The sequence below is a fragment of the Simplicispira sp. 125 genome (genome assembly GCF_003096555.1).
Lineage (GTDB): Bacteria > Pseudomonadota > Gammaproteobacteria > Burkholderiales > Burkholderiaceae_C > Simplicispira.
Genome location: NZ_QEKM01000001.1, coordinates 2,053,091 through 2,070,707, shown reverse-complemented (window position 1 = coordinate 2,070,707; position 17,617 = coordinate 2,053,091). Strand labels below are relative to the sequence as shown.

General features: G+C 65.4%; 19 protein-coding genes. 9 read left to right on the top strand and 10 right to left on the bottom strand.

Annotated features, from left to right (window positions below; translation table 11 throughout):
* Positions 1–39 precede the first annotated feature (39 nt).
* Together C8D04_RS09645 and gpmA are read right to left on the bottom strand one after the other, a co-directional pair.
* Positions 40–1,476, bottom strand: coding sequence for a S41 family peptidase (locus C8D04_RS09645; RefSeq protein WP_116004647.1), 1,437 nt, complete (start codon positions 1,474–1,476; stop codon positions 40–42).
* 128 nt (positions 1,477–1,604) lie between these two features.
* Positions 1,605–2,348 (bottom strand): 2,3-diphosphoglycerate-dependent phosphoglycerate mutase, encoded by a 744-nt coding sequence (gpmA, locus tag C8D04_RS09640; protein WP_116004646.1) that lies wholly within the window; start codon positions 2,346–2,348, stop codon positions 1,605–1,607.
* 70 nt (positions 2,349–2,418) lie between these two features.
* Between gpmA and C8D04_RS09635 the strand changes: the two genes are divergently transcribed.
* From C8D04_RS09635 to C8D04_RS09620, 4 genes are all read left to right on the top strand, one after another.
* Positions 2,419–2,823 carry a rhodanese-like domain-containing protein gene (locus tag C8D04_RS09635; RefSeq protein ID WP_116004645.1) on the top strand — a complete coding sequence of 135 codons (405 nt, stop codon included), beginning with the start codon at positions 2,419–2,421 and terminating at the stop codon, positions 2,821–2,823.
* 35 nt (positions 2,824–2,858) lie between these two features.
* Positions 2,859–3,119, top strand: a complete 261-nt coding sequence (grxC, locus tag C8D04_RS09630; protein WP_116004644.1) for a glutaredoxin 3 — start codon at positions 2,859–2,861, stop codon at positions 3,117–3,119.
* Between the two features lie 102 nt (positions 3,120–3,221).
* Entirely contained in the window at positions 3,222–3,680 is a 459-nt protein-coding gene (secB, locus tag C8D04_RS09625) for a protein-export chaperone SecB (protein ID WP_116006120.1), read from the top strand.
* Between the two features lie 51 nt (positions 3,681–3,731).
* Positions 3,732–4,754, top strand: a complete 1,023-nt coding sequence (locus C8D04_RS09620) for an NAD(P)H-dependent glycerol-3-phosphate dehydrogenase (RefSeq protein ID WP_116004643.1) — start codon at positions 3,732–3,734, stop codon at positions 4,752–4,754.
* A gap of 101 nt (positions 4,755–4,855) precedes the next feature.
* On the opposite strand, the gene C8D04_RS09615 is transcribed toward C8D04_RS09620, so the two are convergent.
* The 4 genes from C8D04_RS09615 to panB are packed head-to-tail and all read right to left on the bottom strand — an operon-like array spanning position 4,856 to position 7,896.
* Positions 4,856–5,485 carry a pseudouridine synthase gene (locus tag C8D04_RS09615; RefSeq protein ID WP_116004642.1) on the bottom strand — a complete coding sequence of 210 codons (630 nt, stop codon included), beginning with the start codon at positions 5,483–5,485 and terminating at the stop codon, positions 4,856–4,858.
* 18 nt (positions 5,486–5,503) lie between these two features.
* Complete coding sequence (locus tag C8D04_RS09610; protein WP_116004641.1) at positions 5,504–6,109, bottom strand: hypothetical protein; 606 nt, start codon at positions 6,107–6,109, stop codon at positions 5,504–5,506.
* 18 nt (positions 6,110–6,127) lie between these two features.
* Positions 6,128–6,976: a pantoate--beta-alanine ligase gene (panC, locus tag C8D04_RS09605; protein ID WP_116004640.1), complete on the bottom strand. Its 849-nt coding sequence runs from the start codon at positions 6,974–6,976 to the stop codon at positions 6,128–6,130.
* A gap of 26 nt (positions 6,977–7,002) precedes the next feature.
* Positions 7,003–7,896, bottom strand: a complete 894-nt coding sequence (gene panB / locus C8D04_RS09600) for a 3-methyl-2-oxobutanoate hydroxymethyltransferase (protein ID WP_116004639.1) — start codon at positions 7,894–7,896, stop codon at positions 7,003–7,005.
* A 64-nt stretch (positions 7,897–7,960) separates the two neighbouring features.
* Between panB and nadC the strand changes: the two genes are divergently transcribed.
* From nadC to pabB, 4 genes are all read left to right on the top strand, one after another.
* Positions 7,961–8,827 (top strand): carboxylating nicotinate-nucleotide diphosphorylase, encoded by an 867-nt coding sequence (gene nadC, locus C8D04_RS09595; protein WP_116004638.1) that lies wholly within the window; start codon positions 7,961–7,963, stop codon positions 8,825–8,827.
* Positions 8,824–9,942: a quinolinate synthase NadA gene (gene nadA / locus C8D04_RS09590; RefSeq protein WP_116004637.1), complete on the top strand. Its 1,119-nt coding sequence runs from the start codon at positions 8,824–8,826 to the stop codon at positions 9,940–9,942. The genes nadC and nadA overlap by 4 nt, the downstream gene beginning before the upstream one ends.
* Positions 9,943–10,020: 78 nt before the next feature.
* Positions 10,021–11,844, top strand: coding sequence for an SWIM zinc finger family protein (locus tag C8D04_RS09585; RefSeq protein WP_116004636.1), 1,824 nt, complete (start codon positions 10,021–10,023; stop codon positions 11,842–11,844).
* Positions 11,841–13,619 (top strand): aminodeoxychorismate synthase component I, encoded by a 1,779-nt coding sequence (pabB, locus tag C8D04_RS09580; RefSeq protein WP_116004635.1) that lies wholly within the window; start codon positions 11,841–11,843, stop codon positions 13,617–13,619. Before C8D04_RS09585 ends, pabB begins: the two co-directional genes overlap by 4 nt.
* 66 nt (positions 13,620–13,685) lie before the next feature.
* On the opposite strand, the gene panD is transcribed toward pabB, so the two are convergent.
* The 4 genes from panD to C8D04_RS09560 form a co-directional block, all read right to left on the bottom strand.
* Positions 13,686–14,066, bottom strand: a complete 381-nt coding sequence (panD, locus tag C8D04_RS09575; protein ID WP_116006119.1) for an aspartate 1-decarboxylase — start codon at positions 14,064–14,066, stop codon at positions 13,686–13,688.
* A 117-nt stretch (positions 14,067–14,183) separates the two neighbouring features.
* The gene (nadB, locus tag C8D04_RS09570) at positions 14,184–15,764 is read right to left on the bottom strand and encodes an L-aspartate oxidase (RefSeq protein ID WP_116004634.1); all 1,581 of its coding nucleotides are present in this window, start codon (positions 15,762–15,764) and stop codon (positions 14,184–14,186) included.
* Between the two features lie 76 nt (positions 15,765–15,840).
* The gene (locus C8D04_RS09565; protein ID WP_116004633.1) at positions 15,841–16,668 is read right to left on the bottom strand and encodes a ScpA family protein; all 828 of its coding nucleotides are present in this window, start codon (positions 16,666–16,668) and stop codon (positions 15,841–15,843) included.
* Positions 16,669–16,790: 122 nt separating this feature from the next.
* The gene (locus tag C8D04_RS09560) at positions 16,791–17,003 is read right to left on the bottom strand and encodes a DUF3460 family protein (protein ID WP_116004632.1); all 213 of its coding nucleotides are present in this window, start codon (positions 17,001–17,003) and stop codon (positions 16,791–16,793) included.
* Positions 17,004–17,049: 46 nt separating this feature from the next.
* On the opposite strand from C8D04_RS09560, the gene C8D04_RS09555 reads away from it, so the two are divergent.
* Positions 17,050–17,562, top strand: coding sequence for an outer membrane protein assembly factor BamE (locus C8D04_RS09555; RefSeq protein WP_116004631.1), 513 nt, complete (start codon positions 17,050–17,052; stop codon positions 17,560–17,562).
* Positions 17,563–17,617 lie beyond the last annotated feature (55 nt).

Sequence of the window (17,617 nt, the reverse complement as noted above, 5' to 3'; positions counted from 1 at the left end):
GGTTCGTAACCGGCCCTGTGGGGCAGAGCGGGTGGCCGCTTACTGCGTTTCTTTCTTCTCTTCCTTGCGCTCGGTCTGGGTTTTGCTCACCAGCACCGGCTTGCCGCGCAATTGGTTCAGTGCCTGGGCCAACTGGAAGTCCTTGTCGGTTCCAAACTCGGGCAGCTTGCGCTCGGTGACCGGTTTCTTGGCTTCTTCTTCCAGGCGCTTGCGGGCATCCTCGCGGGCTTTTTCCCGGACTTCGTCCTTTTTCTCTTCGGTCTGGCCGTTGTTCAGGTGCTTTTCCAGGTCGGCTTCGCGCATGCGCAGAGCGGCAAAAACGTTGCCTTCGGCCGTTTCATCGAGCATCACGTCGGGCACGATGCCGCGCGCCTGGATCGACTTGCCGCTGGGCGTGTAGTAGCGCGCCGTGGTCAGCTTGATGCCGGTGTCCGGCCCCAGGGGGCGCACGGTTTGCACGGAGCCCTTGCCAAAGGTCTGGCTGCCCATGACGGTGGCGCGCTTGTGGTCCTGCAGTGCACCGGCGACGATCTCGCTGGCCGAGGCTGAACCTTCGTTCACCAGTACCACCAGCGGCACGCTCTTGAGGGCGGCAGGCAGGCGTTTGAGCGGGTCGCCGCCCCGGCGGGCATAGAACTCTGGCGAGGCCTTGAAGGTGGCCTTGCTTTCGGCCAACTGTCCGTTGGTGGTCACCACGGTCACATCGGGTGGCAGAAAGGCTGCGGAGATGGCTACGGCAGCGTCCAGCAGGCCGCCCGGGTCATTGCGCAGATCCAGCACCAGGCCCTTGAGCTTGGGATCTTGCTTGTAGAGTTCCTCGGCCTTGCGCACGAAGTCTTCCACCGTGCGTTCCTGGAACTGCGACAGGCGAATCCAGCCATAGCCGGGTTCGATCATCTTGGCTTTGACCGATTGCGTCTTGATTTCCTCGCGCGTGATGGTCACGGGGAAGGTGCGGCTCTCGTCCTTGCGGAAGATGGTGAGGGTGACCTTGGTGTCGGGCTCGCCACGCATTTTTTTGACTGCGTCGCCCAGCGACAGGCCCTTGACGGCGGTTTCGTCGATCTTGGTGATCAGGTCGTTGGTTTTGAGTCCTGCGCGGAACGCGGGCGAGCCTTCGATGGGTGAGACTACCTTGATGAGCCCGTCTTCCTGGGTGATCTCGATGCCGACACCCACAAACTTGCCCGACGTGCCCTCGCGGAATTCAGCAAAAGACTTTTTGTCGAAATACTGCGAATGCGGATCCAGGCTGGCAACCATGCCAGAGATGGCGTCGGTGATGAGTTTCTTGTCGTCTACCGGCTCAACATAGTCGGTCTTGACCAGGCCAAAAACGGCCGAAAGCTGCTGGATCTCTTCCAGCGGTAGCGGCGTCATGGCGCCGCGCGCCACGGTTTGCAGTGATACCGTGGTCAGTGCCCCGGCCAGCACGCCGACCGACACCCAACCGACAATTTTCATTTTCTGGCCCATACACATCCTTTAGCCAACTCAATATACACCTTGGAAGGGCCTGGCCCGCGCGGGTTCCCGTACCGGCACATTCTTTCGCACTGCTGGGCCGGTGCAGCCGCAGCAGTGCGCCATTTTCAAGCGGGCCTTTATGCCTTGCCTTGTGACGCCACGGCGGCGGCGGCCTTTGCAGCCGCTTCAGCATCACCCAGATAGTAGTGGCGGATGGGCTTGAGGTTTGCATCTAATTCGTAAACCAGTGGAATCCCGTTGGGAATGTTCAACCCGACGATGTCTTCGTCTGCAATGTTGTCCAGGTATTTCACCAGGGCGCGGATCGAATTACCGTGTGCCGACACCAAAAGGCGCTGGCCCGAGCGGATGGCCGGGGCCATGGTGTCGTTCCAGAACGGCAGCACGCGCGCCACCGTATCCTGCAGGCATTCGGTCAGCGGCACCTGGCTGGCATCGAGCCCGGCGTAGCGGCGGTCGCCGCGCTCGCTGCGCGGGTCGGTGGCGTCCAGCGCAGGCGGGGGGGTGTCGTAGCTGCGGCGCCAGACCAGCACTTGCTCGTCGCCGTACTGTTTGGCGGTTTCGGCCTTGTTCAGCCCTTGCAGAGCGCCATAGTGGCGCTCGTTCAGGCGCCAGTGCTTGTGCACGGGCAGCCAGAGGCGGTCCATTTCGTCCAGCGCGTACCACAGGGTGTGGATGGCGCGCTTGAGTACGCTGGTGTAGCACACGTCGAAATCGTAGCCTTCGGCCTTGAGCAGTTTGCCGGCCGACATGGCCTGCGATACACCCGTGGGAGTCAGGTCCACATCGGTCCAGCCTGTGAAGCGGTTTTCCAGGTTCCAGGTGGATTCGCCGTGGCGGATCAGAACAAGTTTATGCATGGTGTCCCTAGAAAAAGCGAGTCGAAACCCATCATTCTAAAATTGCACTGTTTGCAACCCAAGGAATAACGTGAAATTCATCGTCGAAAACTGGTATTTGATCGTTCTGGCCCTTGTTTCGGGGGCCTTGCTGGCAGTGCCGATGCTTAAAGGAGCAGCGGGTGGCTTGACGGTCGCCAACGCGGTGCAGCTGATCAACCGCGAAAAAGCCGTGCTGATCGATGTGTGCGGGGCCGATGAATACGCCGCAGGGCACGCTGGCGGTTCCAAGAGCGTCCCGCTGGGCGAGTTGGAGGCGCGGCTGCCCAGCGTTGTGAAGAACAAGGCCATTCCCGTGGTGATGGTGTGCGCCAGCGGAGGGCGTGCCACGCGCGCTGCCGCCATGGCGCGCAAACTCGGCTACGAAAACGCCCAGGTCCTCGCCGGTGGGCTCAAGGCCTGGAAGGACGCGGGCATGCCGGTCGAAAAATCCTGAAACCCCTGCGTGCCGCACGCCTGAAAGGATAGAACATGCAAGCCGTCAAGATGTACACCACCGCCGTCTGCCCTTACTGCATTCGTGCCAAGCAACTGCTCAAGTCCAAGGGCGTGGAGCAGATCGAGGAAATCCGTATCGATACCGATCCAGTCGCACGCACCCAGATGATGGAAACCACCGGTCGGCGCACCGTGCCGCAGATCTTCATTGGCGAGACCCATGTGGGCGGGTATGACGATATGGCGGCCCTGGATGCGCGCGGCGGGCTGATGCCGCTGCTGGGCGCTGCATAATCCTGCCCCATGTGCCCGCTGCGGGAGCGTTTCCTGCGGCGGTTTTTTTGTGTGGGCTGTGCGCTGTGCGCAGCCCGGTTTGAGCTGAAAGACTTCACCACCATGGCCGATCAAGAAAATCCCGTGTTCCAGATCCAGCGCGTCTATCTCAAGGACCTGTCGCTCGAGCAACCCAATTCCCCCGGTATCCTGCTGGAGCAGGAACAGCCCAACGTGGACATCCAGCTGGGTGTGGAAGCCACGACCGTGGCCGAAGGCATTTACGAAATCTGCGTGACCGCCACCGTGCAGACCAAGATCAAGGACAAGACCGTGTTCCTGATCGAAGCTAAGCAGGCGGGTATTTTTGAGATCCGCAACATTCCTGAAGAGCAGATGAGTGCCGTGGTCGGCGTGGCTTGCCCGCAAATCGTTTACCCCTACCTGCGCGGCAACGTGGCCGATGTGGTCAACCGTGCCGGTTTCCCGCCCGTGCACCTGGCTGAAATCAACTTCCAGGCCATGTTCGAACAACAGCAGGCCCAGGCTGCTGGCGCACCGGCATCGCAACTGCCCCAGTAAAGTTTTGGGTATTTTTGGCCTCTAGCGCTTGTCTGGAAAGCGCAAGTAGCTATGAAAATAATAGTCTTTGGTGCTGGTGCCTGGGGCACTGCCATGGCCATCAGTGCTGCCTCTCACCCGGACGGCCATGCTGTCACGTTGTGGGCGCGTGACGCCGCACAGGTGGCCCAGATGCAGGCCAGCCGCAGCAACGCCCGCTACCTGGAGGGCATCGCGCTGCCGCCTTCCCTGGCCGTGGCCAGCGGTGATGTGGCAGCGTTGGCCGATCGGTCTGACCTTGTCATCGTCGCCACGCCCATGGCGGGCCTGCGCGGCATGCTGGTGCAACTGCGCGCTTGCGCCGCGCCCGTGGCCTGGCTGTGCAAAGGCTTTGAGGCCGACGCCGGGGATGCGGGCTACTCGGGCCTGCTGGCGCACGAAGTGCGCGCACAGGTGGCGCCTGATCTGTTGGCTGGTGTGCTCAGCGGCCCCAGTTTTGCGCAGGAAGTGGCCCGTGGCCAGCCTACCGCCCTGGTGGCCGCCAGCGAGCACGCCACTGTGCGCGATGCCCTGGTGTCGGCCTTTCACAGTCCCAGTCTGCGTGTGTACGCCAATGACGACATCGTAGGGGTGGAAGTGGGGGGCGCCGTGAAGAACGTGCTGGCCATCGCCACCGGCTTGTGCGATGGCCTGCAACTGGGCCTCAATGCCCGCGCCGCCCTCATCACACGCGGCCTGGCCGAAATGACCCGCCTGGGCCTGGCGCTGGGCGCACGCCTGGATACCTTCATGGGCTTGTCAGGCCTGGGTGACCTGGTGCTGACCGCCACCGGCGACCTGTCGCGCAACCGCCGGGTGGGCTTGTTGCTGGCGCAGGGCAACAGCTTGCAACAGGCGGTTGCCTCGCTGGGCCATGTGGCCGAGGGTGTGTACTGTGCCCGCACGGTGGTCCAGCGTGCCCGTGATTTAGGCGTGGAGATGCCGATCAGCGAAGCCGTGGTGGCCCTGCTCGATGGAAAACTGCGCCCTGAGGAGGCTGTGGCAGCCCTGATGGAGCGTGAGCCCAAGGGCGAGGGAGAGATCGAGGCCCGCTGAGCGCTTGGCGGCGGGTGTGTCTGGTGCCAAGTGCCCAAGCGCCGCAACGCCAAGGGCACGGAACATGGTATTAATGGGCGGGTCCTTTCATGCTTTTCCTGTCAGATCCGCAGCGTTGGCGCTACCTCGCGCCATTCTCCTGGCGCCAGGCCGTCCAGACTCCAGGGGCCGATGCGTACGCGCACCAGTCGCAGCGTGGGCAGGCCCACAGCGGCGGTCATGCGGCGCACCTGGCGGTTACGGCCTTCGCGGATGGTGAGCTCCAGCCAGGCCGTGGGGATGCTCTGGCGAAAGCGCACGGGCGGGTGGCGTTCCCATAGCGTGGGCGACTCCAGGGGCCGGGCCTGGGCGGGCAAAGTGGGGCCATCCTTGAGCGTCACGCCTTCGCGCAGGCAGCGCAGTTGCTCTTCGGTAGGGCAGCCCTCCACCTGCACCCAGTAGGTTTTGGCCAGTTTGTGGCGTGGGTCGGCAATGCGGGCCTGCAGGGGGCCGTCATTCGTCAGCAGCAGCAGGCCTTCGCTGTCGCGGTCCAGGCGGCCGGCCGGGTACACGCCGGGTACGTCCACAAAGTCCTTGAGTGTGGCGCGGCCCTCGGCATCGGGGCTGAACTGGGTCAGTACGTCGAAGGGCTTGTTCAGCAGCAGCAGGCGCGGCAAGGGGGGCGGGGTTTTGGCCGCGCGCCGTGTGCTCACAGGGCGCCGGGTGGCGGCAGGCAGTGGGAGGCGCGCCATGGGGCGTCCGGGGCCGGTTCAGCCGCCCAGCAGGGCGAGGTAGGCAGTGCGCGTGGCGGGCGTGACGCTGGCCAGCACCTGCGCATGGGGGGTTTTGTGGCGGGCCATGAGGCGGGCCGAGGCAATGGCCCGGGATTTACAGAACCAGTGGCAGGTGTGCTGCATGAGGAAAAGCTCGGCCGACAGCGTGTAAGCCTTGTCGCGCAGCGAAAGACCGGCTTCGTTGCGCACGGCGCGCTCGATGCCTTGCGCGTGGATGGCCAGCGCCTGGCGCATGTCGATGCTGGCACTGGGCAGCCACCGGTCGGCATAGGGCAACGCCAGGGGCAGGGTGCTGATGCGGGTCTGGAGCGGTTCCACACGGGTGAAATCGGCGGTAAAGCGGGTGAATTGCTCGCTGAGCTGCAGTTCTGTGGTGCGCAGCAGGCTCCATACCTGTTCGCGCCGTTCTGTGTCGCTCTCGCCCAGGGCGCGCAGATAGCCTTCGGTGAGGTTTTCCATGAGCTTCTCGATCTGGTAGTTGCCCAGATAGCTGGCCAGCAGCGCGACGCGCTCGCGCTGCTGTTTTGCATTCAGCACGAAGACGCCAGTGGCGATGAGGGTGGCCAGAAAGAGAACGTCCATGGTGGCGGCGACCAGGGGTCAGATTTCGAAGTTGTCGATCAGCCGGGTGCGCCCCAGGCGGGCGGCGCCCAGCACGACCAGCGCATCACCGGGCCCGGGTGTCTGCAGGTCGGTGCGGCGGCGCACGGTCAGGTAGTCGGGCTGCCAGCCGCGTACGGTCAGGGCCTGCAGGGCGCGCTGCTCCAGCGTGGCGACCTGCGCCGGCAGGGCATGGGCGGCGGCAACGGCTTCGCGGCCCAGGGCGCGCAGGGCCAGTGAAAGCTGCACCGCCTCGGTGCGCTCGGCTTCGCTCAGGTAGCCGTTGCGCGAACTCAGGGCCAGGCCGTCTGCCGCGCGTTGCGTGGGGCTGGTCACGATGTCGACAGGCAGGGCAAACTGCTGCGCCATGCGGCGCAGCACCATGAGCTGTTGGTAGTCTTTTTGGCCAAAAACGGCGCTGCCGCTGGCCTTGCCCGCAAAAACGGCGCAGAGCAGCTTCATCACCACGGTGCACACACCGGTAAAGAAACCGGGACGGAAATGCCCTTCCAGAATGTCGGCCAGCAACGGGTCGGGCTGCACTTTAAAGGTTTGGGGTTCGGGGTACAGGTCGTTCTCGCGCGGGGCAAACAGCACATCACAGCCTGCGGCCTGCAGCTTGGCGCAGTCGGCCTCCCAGGTGCGGGGGTAGCTGTCAAAGTCTTCGTGTGGCAAAAACTGCAGCCGGTTGACGAAGATACTGACCACCGTGGTGTCGCCCAACGGCCGGGCCTGGTGCACCAGGGCCAGGTGCCCGTCGTGCAGGTTGCCCATGGTGGGCACAAAGGCGGGCTTGCTGCAGGCTGCCAGGGCGGCGCGCAGGTCGGGAATGGAGTGGACGATGTGCATGTGAGATGTGCGGAGAAAGCAGGGTTTTACCAAGCGTGCACGGCATTGTCGGGGAAACGCCCCTGTTTGACAGCCTGCACGTAGGCCTCGATGGCGCCACGCACGCTGCCGGTGTCCTGCATGAAGTTATGCACAAAGCGCGCCATCTTGCCCAGGTTCATGCCCAGCATGTCGTGCAGCACCAGCACCTGGCCTGCAGTGCCGCTGCCAGCGCCAATGCCGATGGTGTGGCACTGGGTCAGCTCCTGGGTCACTTCGGCAGAGAGTTGCGCCGGTACCATCTCCAGGACCAGCATGGAGGCACCGGCGTCCTGCAGTTCGCGGGCCTGGCGGCGCATGGCCTGGGCGGCCTGGTCTGTCTTGCCCTGTACGCGGTAGCCACCGAGCGCGTGCACGGTTTGCGGTGTCAGGCCAAGGTGGGCGCACACGGGCACGCCGCGCTCCACCAAAAATTGCACGGTGGGCGCGGTCCAGCCGCCGCCTTCGAGCTTGACCATGTGGGCGCCCGCGCGCATCAGGGCGCAGGCGCTGCGCAGGGCTTGCTCGCGGCTTTCGGCGTAGCTGCCATAGGGCAGGTCGGCAATCAACCAGGCCGTTCCCTGCACGCGGTGCAGGCCGCGCGCCACGCTTTCTGTGTGGTAAACCATGGTCTCCAGCGTCACGCCCACGGTGCTGGGCAGGCCCTGGCAAACCATGCCCAGCGAATCGCCCACCAGCAGGCATTCGACACCGGCAGCATCGGCCACGGCGGCAAAGGTGGCGTCGTATGCGGTGAGCATGGTGATTTTTTCGCCCGCCTCGCGCATTTGCTGCAGGCGCGGCAGGCTGACCGGGCGGCGCTGGGGCAGGGGCGATGCGGGTGGCAAGGTGCCGTAGGGCGTGCCCGCGTTGGCGGAGGAGGGCGTGGTGGTGTCAGTCATGGTGCCGTCTTCTCAAAGTCCATGGGAGCGGGGAGTCTAGTCGAAGCCGCTATGCTTGCACCCCATGACCTTTTTTGCTGACCCCACCGACCCCTCGATGCTCTCCCTGGTGCTGCTGGATGTCGCCCGCGCCCTGCAGGAAGACCTGGGCAGCGGCGACCTGACCGCTGGCCTGATTGACCCCACGCGCCGCGCCCGCGCCCGCGTGCTGGCACGCGAGAGCGCTGTCATCTGCGGCGGCCCCTGGGCCACGGCGGCGGTGCGCGCGCTCGACCCCACTGCACGCATCACATGGCATGTGCAGGAGGGCCAGCGCTGCACGGCGGACCAGGTGGTGCTGGAGGTAGAGGGCAGCGCCCGCGCCCTGCTCAGCGCCGAACGCACCGCGCTCAACTTTTTGCAGATGCTCTCGGCCGTGGCCACCAAGACCCGCACCTATGTGGATGCCGTCGCTGGCACCAAGGCCCATATCGTGGACACGCGCAAAACCCTGCCCGGCCTGCGCATGGCGCAAAAATACGCCGTGCGCATGGGCGGCGGTACCAACCACCGCATTGGCCTGTTTGACGCCGTGCTCATCAAGGAAAACCACATCGCCGCCGCCGGGGGGGTGACGGCTGTGCTGCGCGCCACCGAGAAGGTGGCCGCCCAGGCCCAGTTCATCGAGATCGAGGTGGAAACCCTGGCGCAGCTGGCCGAGGCCCTGGAGGCAGGCGCAAAAATGGTGCTGCTCGACAACATGGATGTGGCCACGCTGCACGAGGCGGTGCGCCTCAATGCGGGCCGCGCCATCCTCGAAATCTCGGGTGGTGTCACGCTCGATGGCCTGCGCGCTCTTGCAGAAACCGGCGTGGACCGCATCTCCATCGGGGCGCTGACCAAGGACGTGACGGCCACGGACTTTTCCATGCGCCTGCAGGAGTTGCCATGAACACCACCATCATCCTCAAGGAAGTCGATTACGAGCAGCCCGAAGGCGGCGGGGTGTGCGCCACCAAGCACGCCTGGGCGCGCGTGCCCGCCGAGCTGACGCAGGACGAGCGCGCGGCCACCAAGGACAAGATCCGCCGCCTGCTCAAGGAAAAGAACGCGGTCATGGTGTCGCACTACTACGTGCACCCCGACCTGCAGGATCTGGCCGAGGAAACCGGCGGCATCGTCAGCGACTCGCTGGAGATGGCCCGCTTTGGCCGCGACCATGCGGCCACGAGCCTGGTGGTCTCGGGCGTGCGTTTCATGGGCGAGACGGCGAAGATCCTCTCGCCCGAAAAAACCATTCTCATGCCCGACCTGGACGCCACCTGCTCGCTCGACCTGGGCTGCCCCATCGAGGAGTTCAGCGCGTTTTGCGATCAGCACCCGGACCGCACCGTGGTGGTGTACGCCAACACCAGCGCGGCGGTGAAGGCGCGGGCCGATTGGCTGGTCACATCCAGCTGTGCGCTCGACATCGTGCGTGCCCTGAAAGACGCCGGGCAAAAAATCCTCTGGGCGCCCGACCGCCACCTGGGCGCCTACATCCAGCGCGAAACCGGCGCCGACATGGTGATGTGGAATGGCGCCTGCATCGTGCACGACGAGTTCAAGGCCTTTGAGCTTGAAGCGCTCAAAAAGGAGCACCCCGGCGCCAAGGTGCTGGTGCACCCCGAATCGCCCGCGGATGTGATTGCCCTGGCCGACGCCGTGGGTTCCACCTCGGCCATTCTCAAGGCCGCGCAGACGATGGACGCCACCGAGTTCATCGTCGCCACCGACGGCGGCATGATGCACAAGCTGCGCACGCTCAACCCCGGCAAGCGGTTCTACGAGGCCCCCACCGCCGGCAACAGCGCCACCTGCAAAAGCTGCGCCCACTGTCCGTGGATGGCGATGAACGGCCTGGCCGGCGTGGCCCAGGTGCTGGAGACGGGCAGCAACGCCATCCACGTAGACCCCGCCATCATCCCGCGCGCGCGCCTGCCCATTGACCGCATGCTGGCCTTTACCGCCGCGCTGAAGAAGGGGCAGCCTGTGGCAGGGCTGGTGCCGAATATGGGTGCGGCGTAGAGATTGCTATCGTATTGGTAGCTGTCAGCGCTTGCTGCATAAGCGTTAGAGGCTATTTTTTATAAAAGGATATCTGCCGTGGCCTCTCCACGCCTTTCGCCGCAGTGGCTCCCCCTGCTGTCTGATGACGCGCTGCTGCGCCTGAGCGGCCCAGCGGTGTTTGCGCGGGGTCAGACCTACGCCAGCAGCGGCGCCATCGAGTCACTACAGACCCCCGCGCTGGAGCCGGGCGAACAGGCGGCCGTGCAGGCCCTGGTGCAAGGCACGCAGGCCTACCAGGTGCGGGTCTGCATTGACGCTGACGACGAACTCGATGGCGAGTGCGACTGCCCGCACGCGCAGGACGGCAACTTTTGCAAGCACCTGGTAGCGGTATGCCAGGCCTGGCGCGGCGAACTGGGCGGCGCAGCTCCCGTGCACGACCCCCAGGCGGTCAAAAAAGTGGCTGCGGCAGCCAAGCGCGCACGCACCCAGGCCAGCAACCTGCAAGCCTTGCGCCAGTTTGTGCAGAGCCAAAGCGCCGACGCCCTGGCCGAGCGGCTGTGGGACTGGGCCGAGAACGACCGCGACCTGATGGCCGAGCTCAAGGCCTGGTCCGCCGAGCACAGCGCCGCAGGCGACCCCAAGGCGCTGCGCAGTGCCATTGCCGCGCTGCTGCGCGATCGCAGCGGTTTCCTTGACTGGCGCGAATCCGGTGCCTACGCGCACCGCGCCGCCAAGGTACTGCCTATGCTGCAGCCCTGGCGGGAGCGCGACCCCGCGCGGCTACGCGAGTTGTGCGAGCACGCGCTGCGCTGTATCTACAAGGTGGCGGAACACGCCGATGACTCGGGCGGCGAAATCGGCGGGCTGGTGCAGGATGTGATGGACCTGCTGACCGAAGCCCTGCGCGCATCCCCGCCACCAGCCTCCTGGGTGGAGCGCTGGTTTGCGCTGATGCAGGCCGACCCCTGGGGCCTGTGGGACGAAAAATCCATCCTTGCTGCCGCGGGTCCGGCCGTATTGGCGCGCTATGCCGCGCAGGCCCGAGCCGATTGGCAAGACTGGCAACGCCTCCATCCTGCGAACGCCACACCGGGCCTGCCAGCGCGCGCCGTTCGGGGATATGACCACCAGCGCAGCCAGTTGCGCCGCCGCTACCTGGACAGCCTGGCTTTGCAGGGCGACCCGCTGGCCCTGCGCGATGCCATGGCCGACAGCGCGCAGGAAGCGTTTGAGTACTGCGCCCTGGTGGCCTTGTGCGAGGAGCAGGGCTGGTTTCGCGAGGCCCTGCAATGGGCGGAGGCCGGGGTCCGGCAGCACCCTGGGGACTGGCGCTGCGAAGACGACCTGCTGCGCTGCTACGAGCGCGACGGCTGGGACGAAGAGGCACTGGCCCTCTGGCGCCGCCGCCTGCAAGCCCGCCCAGATGTCTCCACTTACCGGGCGGTGCTGAAGGCTGCAGAGCGTGCCGGGTATGACCGTGCGCGCTACCGGGCCGAACTGTTCGCCTGGGCCGAGCAGCGCGAACAGGCAGAACTGGACGCTGCACGCAAGCGCACCCGAGTGCATGCAGGTGATCCCGCATTGCGCAGCATCGACGTGCGCGTGTCCTGGCACCTGGCGGACGCCGAGCCGCAGCAGGCCCTGGCGCTGGTGCGTCAACCCGGCAACGGCTGCCGTCTCGACACGCTCGAAGCGCTGGCCCGGCAGTTGCCCGCTGAGAACGGTGCGGATGCCGTGCAACTGCTGCAGCGCGTGTTTGATGCCGCCATGGCCCGTGCGTCGTCGCCCTATGCCACGCCGCTGGCGCTGGTGCGTGACATCCTCGCGCGCATGCCCCTGGCACAGCAGGCGCCGTGGCTGGCCGACCTGCGCGTTCGGTACAAACCCAAACGCAATTTCATTGCCGGCCTGCCGTGACGCGCGTTTCCCCGCCAGAGGCCGAGACGGCCCGCATCGACTTCGCCCAGCCGCTGGATGCCGCCGCCCCGCGCCTGCGCTGCGCCTTTGGCGCGCCGCGCCAGGTGCTGGTGGCGCAGCAGGTGGGTGAGGTGTGCGCCGTGCTCGATGCCGTGCATGCCGCAGCGCAGCGCGGCCACTGGTGCGTGGGCTATGTGCGCTATGAGGCGGCGCCTGCCTTCGATGCCGCGCTGCAAACCCACGCCGCCGACGGCCCGCTGGCCTGGTTTGCCGTGCACGATGCCCCCCAGCCCTGGCCTGCCGAGGCGGCGCAGGAAGCGGCCCGTGTGGAGTGGCATAGCGGCCTGGAGCGCGGCGCTTTCGATACTGCGCTGGGCCGCATCCAGCAGGCCATTGGTGCGGGCGAGCTGTACCAGGTCAACTACACCGCACCCCTCACAGGTGCGCTGCAGGGCAGTGCGGCGGCGCTGTTTGCCGCACTGCAGCGCGCCCAGCCCGGCGGCTATGCGGCGCACATCGATGCGGGGGGCGAGCAGGTGCTCTCCGTTTCGCCCGAACTGTTTTTTGACTGGCAGGACGCGCCTGGCGGCGGCGATATTCTGGCCCGCCCCATGAAGGGCACAGCCGCGCGCGGCGCCACGCCCGAGGAAGATGCCGCCCAGGCCGCCCACCTGCGCACGGCCCCCAAGGAGCGTGCCGAGAACGTGATGATCGTGGATCTGCTGCGCAACGACCTCTCGCGCATTGCCCTGCCGCACAGCGTGCAGGTGCCCGCGCTGTTTGCCACGCAGGCGCTGCCCACGGTGTGGCAAATGACGTCTGACGTGCGGGCACGCACGCGGCCTGGCACCACGCTGACCGATGTGTTTGCGGCGCTGTTCCCCTGCGGCTCCGTCACCGGCGCGCCCAAAGTGCGCGCCATGCAGATGATCCACGCGCTCGAGCCCGCGCCGCGCGGCGTGTACTGCGGGGCGGTAGGGGTGGTGCGTCCAGGGGAGCAGAGCGGTATCCGGGCGACCTTCAATGTCCCCATCCGCACTGTGGTGCTGCAAGGCGACCTGGCGCGCTGCGGCATCGGCAGCGGCATCACGGCGGATGCCGTGGCGGATGCTGAATGGAACGAGTGGCGCCACAAACGCGCCTTTGTGGAGCGGGCCAGCATGCCGTTCGATCTGCTGGAAACCCTGGCGCTGGAAGAGGGCCGGTTGCGCCACGTTGCCGACCACCTGGCCCGCCTGCAGCAGGCCGCCGCGCATTTCAGCATCCCCTGGAACGCTGGTGCCGTGCACCAGTGCCTGCAGGCGCTGGCTGACGGGCATTCGCAAGGCCTGTGGCGCGTGCGCCTGCTGCTGGGTGCTGCAGGGCAGCCCCGTGCCGAGGCGTTTGCACTGCAACCCACACCACAGCCCGTGCGCCTGCAACTGGCCCGCAGTCCTTTGACGGAGGCGCACAGCGAATTTGTCCGGTTCAAGACCACACGCCGCGCGCACTACGCGGCGTTTGCCCCCACCGAGACGGGGGTGTTTGATACCGTTTTGTGGAACGAGGCGGGCGAGATCACCGAGGGCAGCTTCGGCAACATTGCCATGCTGCTGGACGGCCGCTGGGTCACACCACCGCTTTCGTGCGGCCTGCTGCCAGGCGTGGGCCGCGCCGTGGCGCTGCGCGAGGGGCGCGTGCAGGAGGCCGTGGTACGCCTGGAGGATGTACACCGTGTCGAGGCCTGGGCCTTTGTGAACAGTCTGCGTGGCTGGCTGGCGGCTACGGTCGGATAAGTCGCGAAAATAGCCTCAAGCGCTAGATAGGCAAGCGCTCGTAGCTATTGTTTTTGATTTTTCTATTTACAGCGGCTGGGTTGGAACGTGGTCGCGCAGTTCGGTCTGGCGGTTGTTCGCGTCTACGAACACCAGCTGTGGGCGGTGCGTGGCGACCTTGTCTTCGGGAATCTGGGCAAAGGCGGCAATGATGAGCAGGTCGCCCACGCTGGCGCGGCGTGCCGCCGAGCCGTTGACCGAAATCATGCCGCTGCCGCGCTCGCCCTTGATGGCGTAGGTGATGAAGCGTTCGCCGTTGTTGATGTTCCAGATATGCACTTGCTCGTTCTCCACCATGTTGGCGGCTTCGAGCAGGTCTTCGTCGATGGCGCAGGAGCCTTCGTAGTGCAGTTCGCAGTGCGTGGCGGTGGCGCGGTGGATCTTGGATTTGAGCAGGGTGCGGTACATGGCGGTTTCCAGGGGGGTCTTATTCTGTTTCCAAATCATTCGTGTCTAGGCGCGAAACCTACGATCAGTGCTGTGGCAAGGCAAAGCAACAACGACACGGATGGTTGAGAAATGGAATCAATGGGTGACGGGGGGAACGAGGATGGTGGGCGCGGCGGGCGCGGCCAACTGCGGGTAGTCGCGGCTGTAGTGCAGGCCCCGGCTTTCGCGCCGCAGCTGGGCTGATCGTACGATGAGTTCGGCCACCTGCACCAGGTTGCGCAGCTCCAGCAGGTCGCGCGTGATATGGAAGTGGGCGTAAAACTCATCGATCTCGGCCCAGAGCAGCGAGATGCGGTGCGCGGCGCGCTCCAGGCGCTTGTTGGTACGCACGATGCCCACGTAGTCCCACATGAAGCGGCGCAGCTCGTCCCAGTTGTGCGAAATCACCACCGACTCGTCGGCGTCGGTGACGCGGCTGTCGTCCCAGCGGGGCAATGCCGGAATCTGTACACGCGGCGCGGCCGCGATGGTCTGCGCCGCCGCACGGGCGAACACCATGCATTCGAGCAGCGAATTGCTGGCCAGGCGGTTGGCGCCGTGCAGGCCGGTGCAGGCCACCTCGCCCACGGCGTACAGACCGGGCAGGTCGGTGCGGCCCGAAAGATCCGTTAGCACACCGCCGCAGGTGAAGTGGGCCGTGGGCACCACGGGAATCGGTTCTTGGGTGATGTCGATGCCCAGATCGGCGCAGTGCGCCAGGATGTTGGGGAAATGTTCCTTCAGGAACTCCGGGCTCTGGTGCGAGATATCCAGGTGCACGCAATCCAGACCGTGTTTTTTCATCTCGTAGTCGATAGCGCGCGCCACCACGTCGCGCGGGGCCAGTTCGGCGCGGGGGTCATGTTCGGGCATGAAGCGCGTGCCATCGGGCAGCAGCAAGCGCCCGCCTTCACCGCGCACGGCCTCGCTGATGAGGAAGGACTTGGCGTGCGGGTGGTACAGCCCCGTGGGGTGGAACTGGATGAACTCCATGTTGCCCACGCGGCAACCGGCGCGCCAGGCCGCCGCTATGCCGTCGCCGGTGGCGGTGTCGGGGTTGGTGGTGTAGAGGTACACCTTGCCCGCGCCGCCCGTGGCCAGAATGGTTTGTGGTGCGCGGAAGGTCACGACTTCGTCGGTGGCCTTGTCCAGCGCATACAGGCCCAGGCAGCGCTGGCCGGCCAGGCCCAGCTTGCGGCTGGTGATCACGTCGACCAGTGTGTGGTGCTCGAACAGCGTGATGCCAGGCGTGGTGCGCACCACGTCGATCAGCGTTTTTTGCACAGCAGCGCCCGTGGCGTCGGTCACGTGGGCAATGCGGCGTGCACTGTGGCCGCCTTCGCGCGTGAGGTGCAGTTGCTCGCCCTCCTGCGTAAAGGGCACGCCGAGCTGGCGCAGCCAGCCGATGGCCTCGGGGGCGTTCTCCACCACAAAGCGCGTGGTGGCCAGGTCGCACAGCCCGGCGCCTGCGACCAGGGTGTCCTGGATGTGGGCCTCGAAAGTGTCGTCGTTGGCCAGCACGGCGGCAATGCCGCCCTGCGCCCAGCCGCTCGAACCATCCTGCATTTCTCGTTTGGTAATCACCGCGACGCGGTGCGTGGGCGCCAGGTGCAGCGCAGCCGACAGACCGGCCAGGCCGCTGCCCACAATCAGAACGTCAAAATCATGCGATGCCATGGTGTGTGGTGGGTTGGTGCATGGCGCTCGTCACCGGCCTTCGTGGTGGCCTGCTGCCATGCGGGCGTGGATCGGATCAGACGGGGGTATAGGCCAGTCTGACGTAAATGGGGGCAAAGGCCTCGGCCTGGGTGATCTCGATCAGCGTTTCCTTGGCCAGTTCCAGCAGGGCAATGAAGGTGACTACCAGTACGGTACTGCCCTTGGCGGGGTCGAACAGGTGCTCGAACTCGACAAAGCGCCGCCCTTGCAATGCCTTGAGGACCTGGCTCATGTACTCGCGCACGCTCAGTTCCTCGCGGGTGATTTTGTGGTGCTGCACCAGCTTGGCACGTTTGAGAATGTCGCGCCAGGCGTCCTGCAGATCGACCAGGTCCACATCGGGGAAACGCGGCTGCAGGCTTTGCTCAATGTAGACCTGGGCCTTGAGAAAATCGCGTCCGTACTGCGGCAGCTGGCCCAGTTGTTGGGCGGCCATTTTCATTTGCTCGTATTCAAGCAGGCGGCGCACCAGCTCGGCGCGCGGGTCTTCGGCTTCTTCGGCGCCCGCTTGCTTCTTGGGCGGGAGCAGCATGCGCGACTTGATCTCGATGAGCATGGCCGCCATCAGCAGGTACTCGGCCGCCAGTTCCAGATTGCGGTTGCGGATTTCGTCCACATACACCAGGTACTGGCGCGTCAGTCCGGCCATGGGGATGTCGAGAATATTGAAGTTCTGCTTGCGGATCAGGTAGAGCAGCAGGTCCAGCGGCCCTTCGAAGGCTTCGAGAAAAACCTCCAGCGCGTCGGGCGGGATGTACAGGTCGGTGGGCAGGGCGAACAGGGGTTCGCCGTACAGGCGCGCCAGCGCCACCTGGTCCACCACATCGGGCATGGCACTGGAAGGGGCCTCGATGCTATCCATGGATGCTTCTGAAATGATAGCTGTAAGCGCTTGATGGTAAAGCGCTAGGAGTCTTTTTTTCTGGGGCCGATTTGCAGCCGACGATTCCCAAGTCCGACAGGCTCCTAGAGGCCATTTTTGCCTTAAGGGTGTTTGGTTTCTGTCTGGTAGACGTAGGGTTGTTGCTGCACTTGGCCGGCGCGGTAGTCCTGCCACAGGGTGCGGTCGACCTTCTTGTCCCAGAGCAGTGCACGGCCGGCCTGCTGCTGGGCATCGAGCGCAGGCTTTTGCTGCTTGAGCTGCTCGATGAACTGGGTGGCGTCGGAGGTGTAGTGGGGGCGGGCAAAGATGGACATGGTATTGGGCTAAGCTGTATCCATGGATTTTACCGGGACTGTCACGATGCACCTCAAACACCTTGCCGCCACTGCTGCCATGGCACTGGCCTTGCTGGCCACCAGCGGTTGCGACCCGCAGCGCATCAGCGAACTGGAGCCGGGGCGCTCGACCGAGGTGGACGTGCGCGACCGCTTTGGCGTGCCCGACAACATCTGGGACGCAGGCGGTGGCTTGCGCACCTTTGAATACAACCGCCAGCCCGCCGGGCAGCGCAACTACATGATCGATATCGGTGCCGATGGCCGCCTGGTCGCCGTGCGCCAGGTGCTCACGCCCGAGAACTTTGCCCGCATCCAGCCCGGCATGGACATGGCAGAAGTGCGCCGCCTGCTGGGCAAACCGGCCAAGGTGACACCCTTCGAATTGAAGAACGAAACCCACCATGACTGGCGCTACCTCGAAGCCCCGAACACGGCCATGCTGTTCACCGTGGTGACAGACCGCAGCCTGCGCGTGCTGCGCACCCAGTCGGGGCCTGATATGACGGCGCCCGAGAATGCGGGTGGAGGGCGTTGAGTTTTTGACGTTTTCGGGGGAGGGGGCTCTGCGGAGGGCGGAGGCCGGGATTCGC